The sequence below is a fragment of the Novosphingobium sp. genome, assembly GCF_024642085.1.
Taxonomy (GTDB): domain Bacteria; phylum Pseudomonadota; class Alphaproteobacteria; order Sphingomonadales; family Sphingomonadaceae; genus Novosphingobium.
Window position 1 is genome coordinate 70619 of sequence record NZ_JAHEBV010000012.1, and the last position, 12610, is coordinate 83228.

The following is a 12610-nucleotide window of genomic DNA, read 5'->3' on the forward strand; positions in this document are numbered from 1 at the left end:
GGCGATGCACGTATCGCGGCGCGGAGTTTTGCTGGGGGCCGGGGCGGCCGGCGGCCTGCTGCTCGCCTGGACGCTTGCCCCGCGCAGCTATACCGCGCCGCTCCCCGCCAGCGCGGGCGAGGTGGCCTTTGACAGCTGGCTTAAAATCGGGAGCGACGGCGTAGTGACCGTGGCCGTGCCCGAGGCCGAGATGGGCCACGGCATCACCACGCTCATCCCGCAGATCGTGGCTATGGAACTGGGCGCGGACTGGCGCCAGATCGCCGTTGAACCTGCGCCGGTCAGCGGGGCCTATGGCAACACGGCGCTGGCTGCACACTGGGCGCCGCTGTGGTTGCCGCTGGCGCCGGGTCTGGCCGATGCACCGGACGACTGGCTGGCGCGCCGGTTTGCCCAGGACGAAACCTTTGACGTGATGGCGGACGGAACCTCTCTGACCGCGTTCGAAGGTCCGGCCCGCGCCGCTGCGGCCAGCGCCCGCGCCATGCTGGCCCAGGCAGCGGCCAGCCGGTGGGGTGTTGGTTGGGAGGAATGCGAGGCGCAAGACGGCTTCATTGTCCACGACAAGCGCCGCCTTTCGTTTGCCGAACTGGCGCAGGACGCCGCCGGATTTGCGCCGCCCAGTCCGCCAGTGCTGCGCGCACTGGCCCCGGCGGAACAGGCAGGCGCGGTTCTGCCCGGCGCGCCGCTGGCCTTCCCCCGTCTTGACCTGCCGGCCAAGGTTGATGGCAGCTACACGTTTGCAGGCGATGTGCGGCTGCCCGACATGGTTTTTGCCGCTATCCGCCACGGCCCCTTGGGCAATGCCGCGCTTGGCGGCTATGATACCCACCTGGCGCAAGGCGTTCCGGGCCTGATCAAGCTGGTCAACGGCCCGGGCTGGCTGGCCGCCGCAGCCAAGACGTGGTGGGCGGCAGAGCGCGCGCTGGCACTGATCGCGCCGCGTTTTAAGGTCACAGACCGGGCCGACAGTAACCGGATCGACCGCACATTGGGCATGGCGCTGCGCACCGGAAATGCCGTCCGGATTGCTGAACGCGGTGATCCCGATACCTGGCTGGCGGAAAAGTTCGAACACGTGGCAGGCTATTCCATCGCCCCGGCGCTGCACGCCACGCTCGAGACGGCAAGCGCGACCGCGCGCCTCGCTGATGGCAAGCTGGAACTGTGGATGGCCAGCCAGGCCCCGCAAGCGGCGCGGCGGGCGGCAGCGGCGGCCGTTGGCCTGTCGGTCGACCGAGTGGTCCTTTACCCCACCGGCGGCGGCGGCAGTTTCGACCGGCGGCTCGAAAGCGACCACGCCGGGCAAGTGGCATTGATCGCCCAGCAACTGGGCAAGCCGGTTCAGCTGATGTGGTCGCGCTGGCAGGAACATGTCGCGGGATTGCCGCGCAGCCCGGCGCGGGCGATACTGGCCGCGCGCACGGCAGCGGATGGCTCTCTGACCGCGCTCAAGGTTCGTGTCGCGATGCCTGCGACCACGCTTGAGTTTGGCGAACGCTTGCTCGAACAGTCAAGCCGGCTGGACGCTCTGGACGCGCAGGACCATGCCGATCCGCTGTTCCTGGCCGGCGCCGTGCCGCCCTATGGGTTCGAACATCTGGTGGTCGAACACTGCCCGGTACGGATTGACCTGCCCACAGGACGGCAGCGCGGCAACGGCGCGGCGCTGGGCTGTTTTTTGATCGAAACCTTCATTGATGAACTGGCCGCGCGGGCCGGACGCGAACCGCTGTCCTACCGCATCGCCATGCTGGGGCAGGACATCAAACTGGCGGGCGTGCTGCAACGTGCCGCCAGTTTGGCAGCGTGGAACGGCGGCGCGGCGGGTAGCGGGCAGGGGCTGGCCTGTCATCATATGACGGTGGCCGGGCGCGAAGGTCGGATCGCCGTGGTTGCCAGCGCGCGGCGTGACGAACGCGGTATCCGCGTTGATAAGCTGACCGCAGTTGCCGACATTGGCCGCATTATCAACGCCGACGTGGCCCGCCAGCAAATCGAAGGCGGACTGGTGTTCGGTCTGGGGCTGGCGAACGGCTGCACCACCGCCTATGCGGACGGCTTGCCGCTGACCGGGCGCCTGGGCCTGCTGGGTCTGCCGCTGCTGGCCGATTGTCCGGAGATTGATGTGGAGTTCATTGATAGCGAAGCAGAACCGTTCGATCCGGGCGAACTGGGTGTGGCTGCCGTTGTCCCGGCAATTGCCAATGCCCTGTTCGCTGCCGGGGGGACCCGCGTGCGCAATCTGCCGATGTCCGGCGGGGCAATTTGATGGAACGGCCGCAGTCACACCCGCCTGTGCCAGCGCCGCGCGTCGGCGTCCTGCTGGTCAACCTTGGCACTCCCGATGCGCCTGATGCGGCTTCGGTCCGGCGCTATCTGAAAGAGTTCCTGTCAGACCGGCGCGTGGTTGAAATCCCGCGCCTGGTGTGGTGGCCGATCCTGAACGGGATCATCCTCAACACCCGGCCGCGCAAATCGGCCCATGCCTATGGCCAGGTATGGGGGCAAGACGGATCGCCGCTCGCCGCGATTACCAAGGCCCAGGCAGTCGCGCTTCAGGCGCGGCTAGGCGGGGACGTGCTTGTCGACTGGGCCATGCGCTATGGAAATCCGGCCTTAGGTGCTGCAGTCCAGGCGATGAAGGACCGGGGCTGCGAACGCATTCTGGTTGCGCCGCTTTACCCGCAGTATTCCGGCGCGACGACCGCCACGGTGATCGACGCGCTGGGCGCGCAGCTGGCCGCGATGCGCTGGCAGCCAGCGCTGCGCACTTTGCCTTCCTATTACGACGATCCGGTGCACATCGAGGCGCTGCGCACAGATACCGCGCGCCAGCTGGCGCGCCTTGATTTCACGCCCGAGGCGCTGCTGCTGTCGTTCCACGGCATGCCCGAACGCACTTTGCACCTGGGCGATCCGTATCATTGCCAGTGCCGCAAGACCGCGCGGCTGCTGGCCCAGGCTCTGGCTCCTGAGTTTCCGCAGCTGCGGATCGAGACCAGTTTTCAGTCCCGGTTTGGCCGGGCCAGGTGGCTGGAGCCGGCCACCGATGCAGTGCTCGCCGCCGAAGCTGCCAAGGGCACCCGCCGCATTGCCATCGCCGCTCCTGGCTTTTCCGCTGATTGCCTGGAAACCCGCGAGGAACTGGCGATTCGCGGACGCGAACAGTTTGTCGAAGCGGGCGGCACACATTTCGCCGCGCTTGATTGCCTGAACGCAGGGCACGCAGGAATTGATATGCTCGATGCGCTAATCCGGCGCGAATTGGCAGGGTGGATTTAAGGGAACGATTAAGTTACACGTCTGTCAGTAAGAGGACAGACATGGCCACGCTCGCACCCGAAAAACCCGCATTTTCCCATTGGTCACAGCGTCAGCGGGGCGACTCGCTTGATCATATTCCGGGCGAGGATGGCTGGCCGGTTCTTGGCACGACGCTGCAGGTGCTGGCCGATCCGGTCGCCTATGGGCACCGGATGCGCAATACCTATGGCGATGTCTGGCGCTCGCGCAGTTTCGGCAGCCGCCAGGTTTCATTGGTTGGTGCCGATGCAAACGAACTGGTGCTGTTTGATCGCGAAAAGATATTTTCGTCGCAGCAGGGCTGGGGTCCGGTGCTTGACCTGCTGTTCCCGCGCGGCCTGATGCTGATGGATTTCGACCATCACCGGATTGACCGGCGGGCCCTGTCGATCGCCTTCAAACCGGGGCCGATGCGGCACTATGCCGATGCGCTCAACCGCGGGATTGCAGGGGCTGTTGCGCAGTGGTCGGGCAAGACGATGAAGTTTTACCCGGCGATCAAGAAGCTGACACTGGATCTGGCAGCCGACAGTTTTCTGGGCGTGCCGCTGGGACCAGAGGCCAACGCGATCAACAAGGCCTTTGTCGACATGGTGCAGGCTGCGGTTGGCGTGGTCCGCAAACCGCTTCCGTTCACCGCCATGGGCCGGGGTGCGGCAGGGCGCAAGTTCCTGGTCGAATGGTTCACGGCCGAAACGATCAAGCGGCGGGAACAGGGCGGCGGGCAGGATATGTTCAGCCAGTTCGCCACTGCAACGCGCGAAGATGGCACCATGTTGCCGGTCGACGAAGTGGTCGATCACATGATCTTCCTGATGATGGCGGCGCACGATACGATCACCTCCAGCGCAACGTCTCTGGTCTATCTGCTGGCGAAGAACCCTGAATGGCAGGACAAGCTGCGGGCCGAGGCGCTGGCCGTGACCGGGGGCGAGGGCCGTCCGGTCGCTTATGACGATCTGGGCAAGCTTGAATTGACCGAAATGGCTTTCAAGGAGGCTCTACGGCTGATCCCGCCGGTCCCGTCGACCCCGCGCCGCGCACTCAAGGACTTCACCTTCGGCGGCTACCTTATTCCGGCGGGCACGCAGGTCGGGATCAGCGCATCGATGGTTCACAAGATGCCGGAGCACTGGCCCGAACCCGACCGGTTCAACCCGCTGCGCTTCACGGCTGATGAAGTCGCCAAACGCCACAAATATGCCTGGGTTCCCTTCGGCGGCGGCGCGCACATGTGCCTTGGGCTGCACTTTGCCTATATGCAGATCAAGATTTTGACTGCGCAGCTGTTGACGCGCTACCGGATCGAGATTGAACCCGGCTATGCGCCCAAATGGCAGCCGTGGCCGATCCCCAAGCCCAAGGACGGTCTGACCGTAACCTTTACGCCGGTCTAGAAATCGACCGCGATGCCGTCTTTTACCCAGTCGCCATAGCGGGTGGGCGACAGGCCATCGGGATCGGGCGCGGGCGCGGGCGCTGGCGGCTGCCTGGGAGGCGGAGCAGGTTCGTTGGTCCAGTGAGCAGGCTTGATAAAGCCTTCGGGCCGCTGGGTTGCGCGCTTGATCATGGCATCCATGTGGGCGCTCTGGCTACTCAATGCAATTCCCTCTAGGGGCAGCCGATGGACATACCCGGTTACCCTGCGCGCAAGGCAGCGCTGCGCCTGATGGACGCCGTGCTGCGACGCGGGGAGACACTTGAACAGGCGGCGAATGGGGCGTTGCAGGGCCTGCGCGGCGGGCCGGACCGGGCGCTGGCCCGCGCGCTGGCGGGCGAAGCGCTGCGCTGGCTGACCGATCTGGATGCCCTGATCGACACCGCGACACGGCAGGTTCTGCCCGGCGATGCCAAGCCGCGCGCCGCCTTGCGGCTGATGCTGGCCGGGTGGCTGCGTCTGGAAACCCCGCCCCATGCCGTGATTGCCACCGGCTTGCCGCTGCTGACGGGTGGGCCGCGGCGGCTGGCGCACGGGGTTTTCTCCACTCTGGTCAAGCGCGGCGTCACCTTGCCCGATGCGCCGACCTTGCCGCCATCCGTGATCGAACGATGGGGTGCGCGTTCGGCAGCGATCGCTCCGGGTTTGGCCCTGCCGCCGCCGCTGGATCTGACGCTGCGCGATTGTGAAACGACGCAGGACTGGGCTGAGCGGCTGGGCGGCACCTCGCTGCTGCCGGGACACCTGCGCCTGCCGCGCGGCACTGCAATCGAAAATCTCGACGGGTTCAATGATGGGGCGTGGTGGGTTCAGGATCTGGCTGCCAGCCTGCCCGCGCGGCTGCTGGGCGCTGGACAAGGCCGCCGCGTGCTTGACCTGTGCGCAGCGCCAGGCGGCAAGACGCTGCAACTTGCCGCCGCCGGGTGGCACGTTACCGCCATCGATTCGAGCGCCAAGCGGATCGTGCGGATGACCGAAAACCTGACGCGTACCAAACTGACTGCCCAGATCATCCGCGCCGATACGCTGCACTGGTCGCCGGTTGAGCCGTTTGACGCGGTGCTGCTCGACGCGCCGTGTACGGCCACCGGAACCGCGCGGCGTCATCCCGACGTGCTGCATCGGATCGGCCCGCGCCAGATCGCGGAAATGGCCGAACTGCAAACGGCGCTGCTGGAGCGTGCGAAAGGGTGGGTGAAACCCGGCGGCAGCTTGGTATTCGCCACGTGTTCGCTGGAGCGCGAGGAGGGTGAGGAGCAAGCCGAGGCGATCGCCCTGCCGCCTGCACCGCTTGCAGATGGCGCGTTACCTGCCGGTATTGCGCCCACGCCTAAGGGCTGGCTCCGTACCGATCCGGGAATGCTGTCTGAGGCGGGCGGGCTTGATGGGTTCTTTATTGCGCGCTGGCACTTGCCCTCCTGATCAGGGCTGGCACAGTTGGCCCCAACGTTCACCTTGGGGGAAAACCATGCGCCGCCGTGTCCTGCTTGCCGCTTTGCCGCTTTGCCTAGCCGCCCCCGCACTGGCCGCTCCTTACGCGGCGAAAATAACGCGCGACGACTGGGGTATTGCCCACGTTACCGGCAAGACCGACGCTGACGCGGTTTTCGGGATGATCTATGCCCAGGCCGAAGATGATTTCGGCCGGATCGAGATGAATTACCTGACCAGCCTGGGCCGGCGCGCCGAGGCAGAGGGGGAAAGCGCGCTGTGGCAGGACCTGCGCCAGCGGCTGTGGACCGATCCGGACGATCTGAAAGGGCAATATGCCAAAAGCCCCCTGTGGCTAAAGAAAGTGATGCAGGGATGGGCGGCGGGGCTCAACCGGTATCTGGCGGATCACCCCCAGGTTAAACCCAGGGTCCTGACCCGGTTCGTGCCATGGATGGCGCTGTCTTTTTCCGAAGGCAGCATCGGCGGCGATATTGAAAAGATATCGCTGACCCAGCTTCAGGCATTCTATGAAAAGCGCAGTATCGCCAAGACCGATGACGAGCGCGGGCTGGTCCGGCGTGAGCCGCTGGGTTCCAACGGTTTCGTCATCGCGCCGCCGCGCAGCGCCAGCGGCAAGGCGCTTCTGCTGATCAACCCCCACACCAGTTTCTTTTTCCGATCCGAACAGCAGGTTACCAGCGGCGAAGGGCTCAACGCCTATGGCGCTGCGACATGGGGGCAATTCTTCATATACCAGGGATTCAATGCCAAGGCCGGCTGGATGCACACCACCAGCGGCGCCGACAACGTTGACGAGTTTGCCGAAAGCATAAGCCCTGCTGGCGCGGGCTTTACCTATCGCTACGGCGCCGAAAGCCGCCCGGTAAAAGTCAAGCCGGTGACGCTGTCCTACCGCGCCGCCGACGGCACGATGGCCAGCCGCACCTTCAACACATATGCCACGCATCACGGCCCGGTGGTCCGCGCTGAGGGGGACAAGTGGGTGGCGGCGGCGCTTATGAACCGCCCGGTGGCAGCGCTTCAGCAAAGCTTCCTGCGCACCAAGGTCAGCAACATCGCCGACTTCCGCAATGTCGCTGCGCTCAAGGCCAATTCAACCAACAACACGTTGTTTGCCGACAACATGGGCGAGGTGGCGCTGTTCATGCCGCAATTCATGCCGCTGCGCGACCAACGCTTTGATTACACCTTGCCGGTCGATGGCAGTGATCCGGCGACAGACTGGAAAGGTCTGCACGGGGTCAATACCTTGCCCGAGGTGGTCAATCCGGCCAACGGCTGGGCTTTCAACGTTAACGACGGGCCGTGGTGGGCGGCGGGTAAGGACAGCCCGAAACAGGCGGGCTTCCCGCGTTATCTTGACAGCGCAGGTATCAGGCCGCGTACCCCCCACGCCATTGCTGTCCTGTCAGCCAATCCCCGCTTCACCCTAGATAGCCTGGTCACAGCGGCCTACGATCCGTGGCTGCCCAGCTTTGCCCAGTTGATCCCGACGCTGGTCGCAGCGCAGGCTTCAGCACCCGATCCCAAGCGGGCCGAGGCGGTTGCGATGCTGGCAAAGTGGGACTGCAAGTGGGGGCTTGATTCGACCGAAACCAGCCTGGCGGTTTTCTGGGGCGAAGATTTGGCTGCGTTGGTGGCGTCGGAAGCAGCCGCGCGTCGGGTCAAGATTGAAGACTGGATCGCCGCCCGCGCCACCCCTGAACAGCGGTTGGCGGCGCTCGATACGGCAATGGCCCGGCTCACCGCCGATTTCGGATCATGGAAAGTACCGTGGGGCGAAATCAACCGTTTCCAACGTAACGACGGTTCGATCCAGCAGACTTTTGACGATGCCAAACCCAGCACGCCTGTGCCTTTTGCCTCGGCCAACTGGGGCTCGCTCGCCGCGTTCGGGGCCAGCCGCTATCCCGGAACAAAGCGGTACTACGGCACCTATGGCAACAGCTTTGTCGCAGCAGTAGAGTTTGGGGCGCGGGTCAAGGCACGGGCGGTGACTGCCGGGGGCGTAAGCGGCGATCCTGCTTCCCCGCACTTTGCCGATCAGGCCCAGCGCTATGCCGACGGCAACCTTCGCCCGGTCTATTTCTATCCCGACGAGCTGGCCGGACACATCAAGTCAACCAAGGTGGTGAAAGCCGACTAGGCCTTCACCCGTTCGGCGAAACCTTTTTGCAGCTTGGCCAGCTTGGGAGGGATGACCGCCAGGCAATAGGGGTTCCGCTGGCCTTCACCTTCCCAGTATTCCTGGTGATAGTCTTCGGCCGGGTACCACTGCGCCGGGCCTTCAATCGTGGTGACCGCGGTCTGCCCCGGATGATCGTTGTTCCATCGCGCGATCCCGGCGGCCGCTTCAGAGCGCTGGCCATCGTCCAGCGGGAAAATCGCCGAGCGGTACTGTGTGCCCACATCGCCGCCCTGGCGGTTCAGCTGGGTGGGATCATGGGTTGCCATGAATACGTCGACCAGATCGGCATAGCTGATGACGGCCTCGTCGAACGTCACTCGTATCGCCTCGGCATGGCCGGTCGAACCGCTGCACACCTGCTTGTAGGTAGGATCGGTAACTGAGCCGCCCAGATAGCCGCTTTCCACTTCGCTGACGCCATCGATCCGCCGGAACACCGCTTCGGTGCACCAGAAACAGCCGCCTGCCAGAATTGCCTGAGCCATCGTCACATCCTTGTTGCCTTGGCTGCCTAGATAGGAAGCGCGGGCGCGCTTGTCATCGCCCCTTCAGCCTCTAGTATCCGGATGCCCAACCGGAAAGGACCCGAAACCCATGCGCCGCCTGATTCTGCCGCTGCTTGCCCTGACTGCCGCCGTTCCTGCTGCCATCGCCCTGGCCGCCCCTGCCAAGGTGGCTGCACCCAAGGTCAATGCCGATCTGGCCGCAGCCGTTGCCAATCCGCTGCGCGACAAGGACCGCGCCCGCGACACCTACCGCAAACCTGCTGAAACACTGGCCTTTTTTCAAGTCGCGCCAGACATGAAGGTGGGGGAATATGCCCCCGGCGGCGAATGGTACTCACGTCTTTTGGGACTCTATCTGGGTCCCAGGGGCAAGCTGGTCGGACTCTATTTCGACCCCACTTCTGGCGCCTTTGATGAAAAGACCCAGCAGGGAATCCGCGCGGGCGCTGCCAAATATCCGGCAGACATCGCCGGCTGGTCGGGCCTTTCCGCAGACCGCTTTGCGGCCATGACCCTTGATGCTGTTCCGGCGGCAGAAAAGGGCACGTTCGACCGCATCCTGATCATGCGAATGATGCACAACCTGATGCGCTGGAACATCGCCGACCGCGAGGTGAAGGCCATGCGCGACCTGCTCAAGCCCGGCGGCATGGTCGGGATCGAACAGCACCGCGCCAAGCCAGATGCGACGTTTGATTTTACCGACGGGTCAAAGGGATACTTGCGCGAAAAGGACGTTATCGCCTTTATGGAAATGAACGGCTTTGCCTATGCCGGGCGCAGCGCCGCCAATGCAAATCCGCGTGATCCTGCCAACTGGCCTGCCGGGGTCTGGACCTTGCCGCCCACGCTGCGGGGGGCCAGTGATGCCGACAAGGCGCGTCTGCGGGCAATCGGCGAAAGCGACCGTATGACCCTGCTGTTCCGCAAGCGCCCGTGAACGAGGCGCCAAGGGGATCCGTCATGAACAATGCCGCTCTGATACTTGCAGCTCTGGCCCTGTTCGCTGCTCCGCCGGTTGCGGCCAAACCTGGGCCGGCTCAGGTCGCCGATGCCGTGACTGCAATGGCGGACAGCGCCGCAGGCTGGAACAGCGGCGACATGGACCGCTTCATGGCGATCTATTCGCCGTCGGCACAAACCAGCTTTGTGACGGGCAAAGGCTTGCTGCGCGGCAAGCAGGCGATTGCCGATCAGTACCGCAAGGGCTTCAATTTCGCCGATTCCGCTAAGCGCGGCATACTCGGTTTTGAAACACTCGATTTTCGCAGCCTTGGTCCCGATACGGCCCTTTACATCGCCCGCTACACCCTGACCTTTCCCGAAAAGCCGTCAGTCAGCGGGGTGACATCCGTGGTGTTCCGACGCGAGGGCAAGGCGTGGCGGATCATTGCCGATCACAGCAATTGAGATAGTCTGCCCTTTTTTTGCAAGCACTTGCATGCCCCTGCTATTGATGTAACAATATCTCATCAATTAAAGGAGAGCCTTGATGATCCGCCGTTTTGCGCTGTGTGCTGCCTTGCCGCTGGTTGCGCTTTCCGCCTGCGGGCGCGGCGATGATCGGCCCAATCCCCGCGGCGTGGACCGGGACGAGACGCTCCTTTCGCTCTCCGCGATGGGTGAGGCGGAAACGGTGCCCGATCTGGCCACGATCATGATCGGGGTCGAAACCTTCGGTCCCGATGCCAAGGCCGCCAACACCGCCAACAGTAAGAAAGCCGCTGAAATCGTTGCTGCTCTCGCCAAGTTCGGGGTCGGGGACCGCGATGTGCAGACCGCCAACCTTTCGCTGGGCCGGGTCGACTATGGTCCGCGCAAAGGGCAGTTCCAGGCCAGTAACACGCTGACCGTGCGGCTGCGCGACGTGCCCCGCGCGGGCGAGGCGCTGGCGGCCGCCACTGCTGCCGGGGCCAATGTTATCCAGGGGCCGGCGCTGCGCATCGATGATCCCGAAAAGGCCAATCGCGGCGCCTATATCGCGGCCTACAATGCGGCGCGGACCCGTGCCGAGGCCTATGCCGAAGCCGCCGGCATGACCATCAGCCGGGTCCTGACCATCCGCGATGGCGGGCAAATGGGCGGCGGCTATCCCATGCCGATGGAAGCTGCGGCTGATGCGGCAGCCGTCATGGCACCACCGCCAATCGCCGCGCCTGCCCCGCCGCCGCCATCAATCCGGCCCGGCACCACCCGCACCCGGGTGACGGTGCAGGTGGACTTTGCATTGCAGGCCAAATAAGCGCTGGGGCCATGACCCGCACATTGACTGTCGCCGCCCTGCAGCTTCCCCTTGGTTCGAATGACGAGGCGGAAAACATCGCCGCCACAGCAATGCTGGTCGAAGAAGCGGCCAGGCAGGGTGCGCAGGTCATCCTGCCGCCCGAGCTGTTTTCCAGTCCCTATTTCTGCAAGGTGGAGGATGAGGCACTGTTTGCCCTGGCCCGTCCCACCGCCGAGCATCCTTCAGTCGCGGCGATGCAGGCGCTGGCGCAGAGGCACGGCGTTGCCATTCCGACCAGCTTTTTCGAACGCGACGGACATCATTACTACAACACCATGGCGATGATCGGACCGGACGGCGCGATTGGCGGCACTTACCGCAAGAGCCACATCCCCGACGGCCCGGGTTACGAGGAAAAGTACTATTTCCGCCCCGGAAACGATGGCTTCAAGGTGTGGGACGTGATGGGCGCGCGGATTGGTGTCGGCATTTGCTGGGACCAATGGTATCCCGAATGCGCACGGGTGATGGCGCTGATGGGCGCCGAGGTTCTGTTTTTCCCGACCGCTATCGGATCCGAACCCTATGACGCGCAACTTGATACCAGCCGGATGTGGCGCCGCGCCATGCTGGGCCACGCGGTATCCAACTGCATGCCGGTGATCGCCGCCAACCGCACTGGCAGCGAAGATGGCCAGCGCTTTTATGGACACAGCTTTATCGCCGACGAGTGGGGCGATTATCTGGCCGAATACGGGGCGCAAGACAGCGGCTTCCTGATCGCGACGCTCGATCTTGATCGCGCAGCCAGGCACCGCGCTGGCATGGGATTTTTCCGCGATCGCCGTCCGCAGCTATACGGGCGGATCAGTCAGGATATCTGACCATGGTCCAGCGCTATCTCATCGCGCTGGGATCCAACGCGCCGCATCATCGCCATGGGCGGCCGGAGCGCGTTCTGGCGGCGGCATTGGATGCACTTCGCGAACAGGGCCTGGCCGTGACGGCAGCATCGCGAATCGTGCGCTCAGCCCCTGTCGGGCCTTCCCGCCGCCGCTATGCCAATGCTGCAGCCCTGATCGAAACCCGTCTGTCCCCGGACCGGACCCTGAACATGCTAAAAGGTATAGAGGCTCAGTTCGGCCGCCGGTCAGGCGGCCAGCAGTGGACCTCTCGCGTGATCGATCTGGACATCGTGTTGTGGAGTGGGGGCGCCTGGGCTGCGCCGGATCTGGTCGTCCCGCACATGGCTTTTCGGGTCCGGGATTTCGTGTTGACCCCGCTAATCGGTATCGCTGCGCAGTGGCGCGATCCGCTTACCCGCTTAACCGTTCGACAATTGCGCGCTCAGTTGCGCAAAGCCAAGCGCCAGCCTTGACCGCGCCCGCCGCGCCGCTTAGGGCACGGCGCGTGGTCGGGCCCTTAGCTCAGTCGGTAGAGCAACTGACTTTTAATCAGTAGGTCGCTGGTTCGAACCCAGCAGGGCTCACCAC

The 12610-nt window shown here is 64.4% G+C and carries 12 protein-coding genes and 1 tRNA gene; 11 read left to right on the top strand and 2 right to left on the bottom strand.

From position 1 onward, the window contains the following. Positions 1-4 precede the first annotated feature (4 nt). The 3 genes from Q0L62_RS07225 to Q0L62_RS07235 are packed head-to-tail and all read left to right on the top strand — an operon-like array spanning position 5 to position 4703. A complete protein-coding gene (locus Q0L62_RS07225; protein WP_296678387.1) occupies positions 5-2272 on the top strand; it encodes a molybdopterin cofactor-binding domain-containing protein in 2268 nt (755 codons plus the stop codon). Next, positions 2272-3285 (top strand): ferrochelatase, encoded by a 1014-nt coding sequence (gene hemH / locus Q0L62_RS07230; RefSeq protein WP_296678389.1) that lies wholly within the window; start codon positions 2272-2274, stop codon positions 3283-3285. Before Q0L62_RS07225 ends, hemH begins: the two co-directional genes overlap by 1 nt. Positions 3286-3326: 41 nt before the next feature. Further along, positions 3327-4703, top strand: a complete 1377-nt coding sequence (locus tag Q0L62_RS07235; protein ID WP_296678390.1) for a cytochrome P450 — start codon at positions 3327-3329, stop codon at positions 4701-4703. On the opposite strand, the gene Q0L62_RS07240 is transcribed toward Q0L62_RS07235, so the two are convergent. After that, positions 4700-4876: a DUF1674 domain-containing protein gene (locus Q0L62_RS07240; RefSeq protein ID WP_296678392.1), complete on the bottom strand. Its 177-nt coding sequence runs from the start codon at positions 4874-4876 to the stop codon at positions 4700-4702. The two genes, Q0L62_RS07235 and Q0L62_RS07240, sit on opposite strands and share 4 nt — an antisense overlap. Before the next feature lie 54 nt (positions 4877-4930). Between Q0L62_RS07240 and Q0L62_RS07245 the strand changes: the two genes are divergently transcribed. Continuing rightward, positions 4931-6166: an RsmB/NOP family class I SAM-dependent RNA methyltransferase gene (locus Q0L62_RS07245; protein WP_296678393.1), complete on the top strand. Its 1236-nt coding sequence runs from the start codon at positions 4931-4933 to the stop codon at positions 6164-6166. Positions 6167-6212: 46 nt separating this feature from the next. Then, the gene (locus Q0L62_RS07250; protein ID WP_296678394.1) at positions 6213-8345 is read left to right on the top strand and encodes a penicillin acylase family protein; all 2133 of its coding nucleotides are present in this window, start codon (positions 6213-6215) and stop codon (positions 8343-8345) included. Here the strand turns inward: Q0L62_RS07250 and msrA are convergent. Beyond that, on the bottom strand, positions 8342-8872 hold the full coding sequence (gene msrA, locus Q0L62_RS07255) for a peptide-methionine (S)-S-oxide reductase MsrA (protein ID WP_296678396.1): 531 nt from the start codon (positions 8870-8872) through the stop codon (positions 8342-8344). The two genes, Q0L62_RS07250 and msrA, sit on opposite strands and share 4 nt — an antisense overlap. 109 nt (positions 8873-8981) lie before the next feature. On the opposite strand from msrA, the gene Q0L62_RS07260 reads away from it, so the two are divergent. The 6 genes from Q0L62_RS07260 (at position 8982) to Q0L62_RS07285 (ending at position 12609) form a co-directional block, all read left to right on the top strand. Then, the gene (locus tag Q0L62_RS07260; RefSeq protein WP_296678398.1) at positions 8982-9833 is read left to right on the top strand and encodes a methyltransferase; all 852 of its coding nucleotides are present in this window, start codon (positions 8982-8984) and stop codon (positions 9831-9833) included. 23 nt (positions 9834-9856) lie between these two features. Then, positions 9857-10303 (top strand): SgcJ/EcaC family oxidoreductase, encoded by a 447-nt coding sequence (locus Q0L62_RS07265; protein ID WP_296678399.1) that lies wholly within the window; start codon positions 9857-9859, stop codon positions 10301-10303. Positions 10304-10385: 82 nt separating this feature from the next. Then, the gene (locus tag Q0L62_RS07270; protein ID WP_296678401.1) at positions 10386-11135 is read left to right on the top strand and encodes an SIMPL domain-containing protein; all 750 of its coding nucleotides are present in this window, start codon (positions 10386-10388) and stop codon (positions 11133-11135) included. An 11-nt stretch (positions 11136-11146) separates the two neighbouring features. Continuing rightward, positions 11147-12001, top strand: a complete 855-nt coding sequence (gene aguB / locus Q0L62_RS07275) for an N-carbamoylputrescine amidase (protein ID WP_296678403.1) — start codon at positions 11147-11149, stop codon at positions 11999-12001. A 2-nt stretch (positions 12002-12003) separates the two neighbouring features. Next, positions 12004-12495: a 2-amino-4-hydroxy-6-hydroxymethyldihydropteridine diphosphokinase gene (gene folK / locus Q0L62_RS07280; RefSeq protein WP_296678404.1), complete on the top strand. Its 492-nt coding sequence runs from the start codon at positions 12004-12006 to the stop codon at positions 12493-12495. A gap of 38 nt (positions 12496-12533) precedes the next feature. After that, positions 12534-12609: transfer RNA gene (locus tag Q0L62_RS07285), tRNA-Lys, on the top strand. The last annotated feature ends 1 nt before the right edge of the window (position 12610 follow it).

What these genes read in the sequence shown, in the direction of transcription:
- folK (WP_296678404.1), top strand. Translation starts at nt 12,004, where the DNA reads ATGGTCCAGCGCTATCTCATCGCGCTGGGATCCAACGCGCCGCATCAT.
- hemH (WP_296678389.1), top strand. Translation starts at nt 2,272, where the DNA reads ATGGAACGGCCGCAGTCACACCCGCCTGTGCCAGCGCCGCGCGTCGGC.
- Q0L62_RS07250 (WP_296678394.1), top strand. Translation starts at nt 6,213, where the DNA reads ATGCGCCGCCGTGTCCTGCTTGCCGCTTTGCCGCTTTGCCTAGCCGCC.
- Q0L62_RS07225 (WP_296678387.1), top strand. Translation starts at nt 5, where the DNA reads ATGCACGTATCGCGGCGCGGAGTTTTGCTGGGGGCCGGGGCGGCCGGC.
- Q0L62_RS07240 (WP_296678392.1), bottom strand. Translation starts at nt 4,876, where the DNA reads ATGATCAAGCGCGCAACCCAGCGGCCCGAAGGCTTTATCAAGCCTGCT.
- Q0L62_RS07260 (WP_296678398.1), top strand. Translation starts at nt 8,982, where the DNA reads ATGCGCCGCCTGATTCTGCCGCTGCTTGCCCTGACTGCCGCCGTTCCT.
- Q0L62_RS07245 (WP_296678393.1), top strand. Translation starts at nt 4,931, where the DNA reads ATGGACATACCCGGTTACCCTGCGCGCAAGGCAGCGCTGCGCCTGATG.
- Q0L62_RS07265 (WP_296678399.1), top strand. Translation starts at nt 9,857, where the DNA reads ATGAACAATGCCGCTCTGATACTTGCAGCTCTGGCCCTGTTCGCTGCT.
- aguB (WP_296678403.1), top strand. Translation starts at nt 11,147, where the DNA reads ATGACCCGCACATTGACTGTCGCCGCCCTGCAGCTTCCCCTTGGTTCG.
- Q0L62_RS07235 (WP_296678390.1), top strand. Translation starts at nt 3,327, where the DNA reads ATGGCCACGCTCGCACCCGAAAAACCCGCATTTTCCCATTGGTCACAG.
- Q0L62_RS07270 (WP_296678401.1), top strand. Translation starts at nt 10,386, where the DNA reads ATGATCCGCCGTTTTGCGCTGTGTGCTGCCTTGCCGCTGGTTGCGCTT.
- msrA (WP_296678396.1), bottom strand. Translation starts at nt 8,872, where the DNA reads ATGGCTCAGGCAATTCTGGCAGGCGGCTGTTTCTGGTGCACCGAAGCG.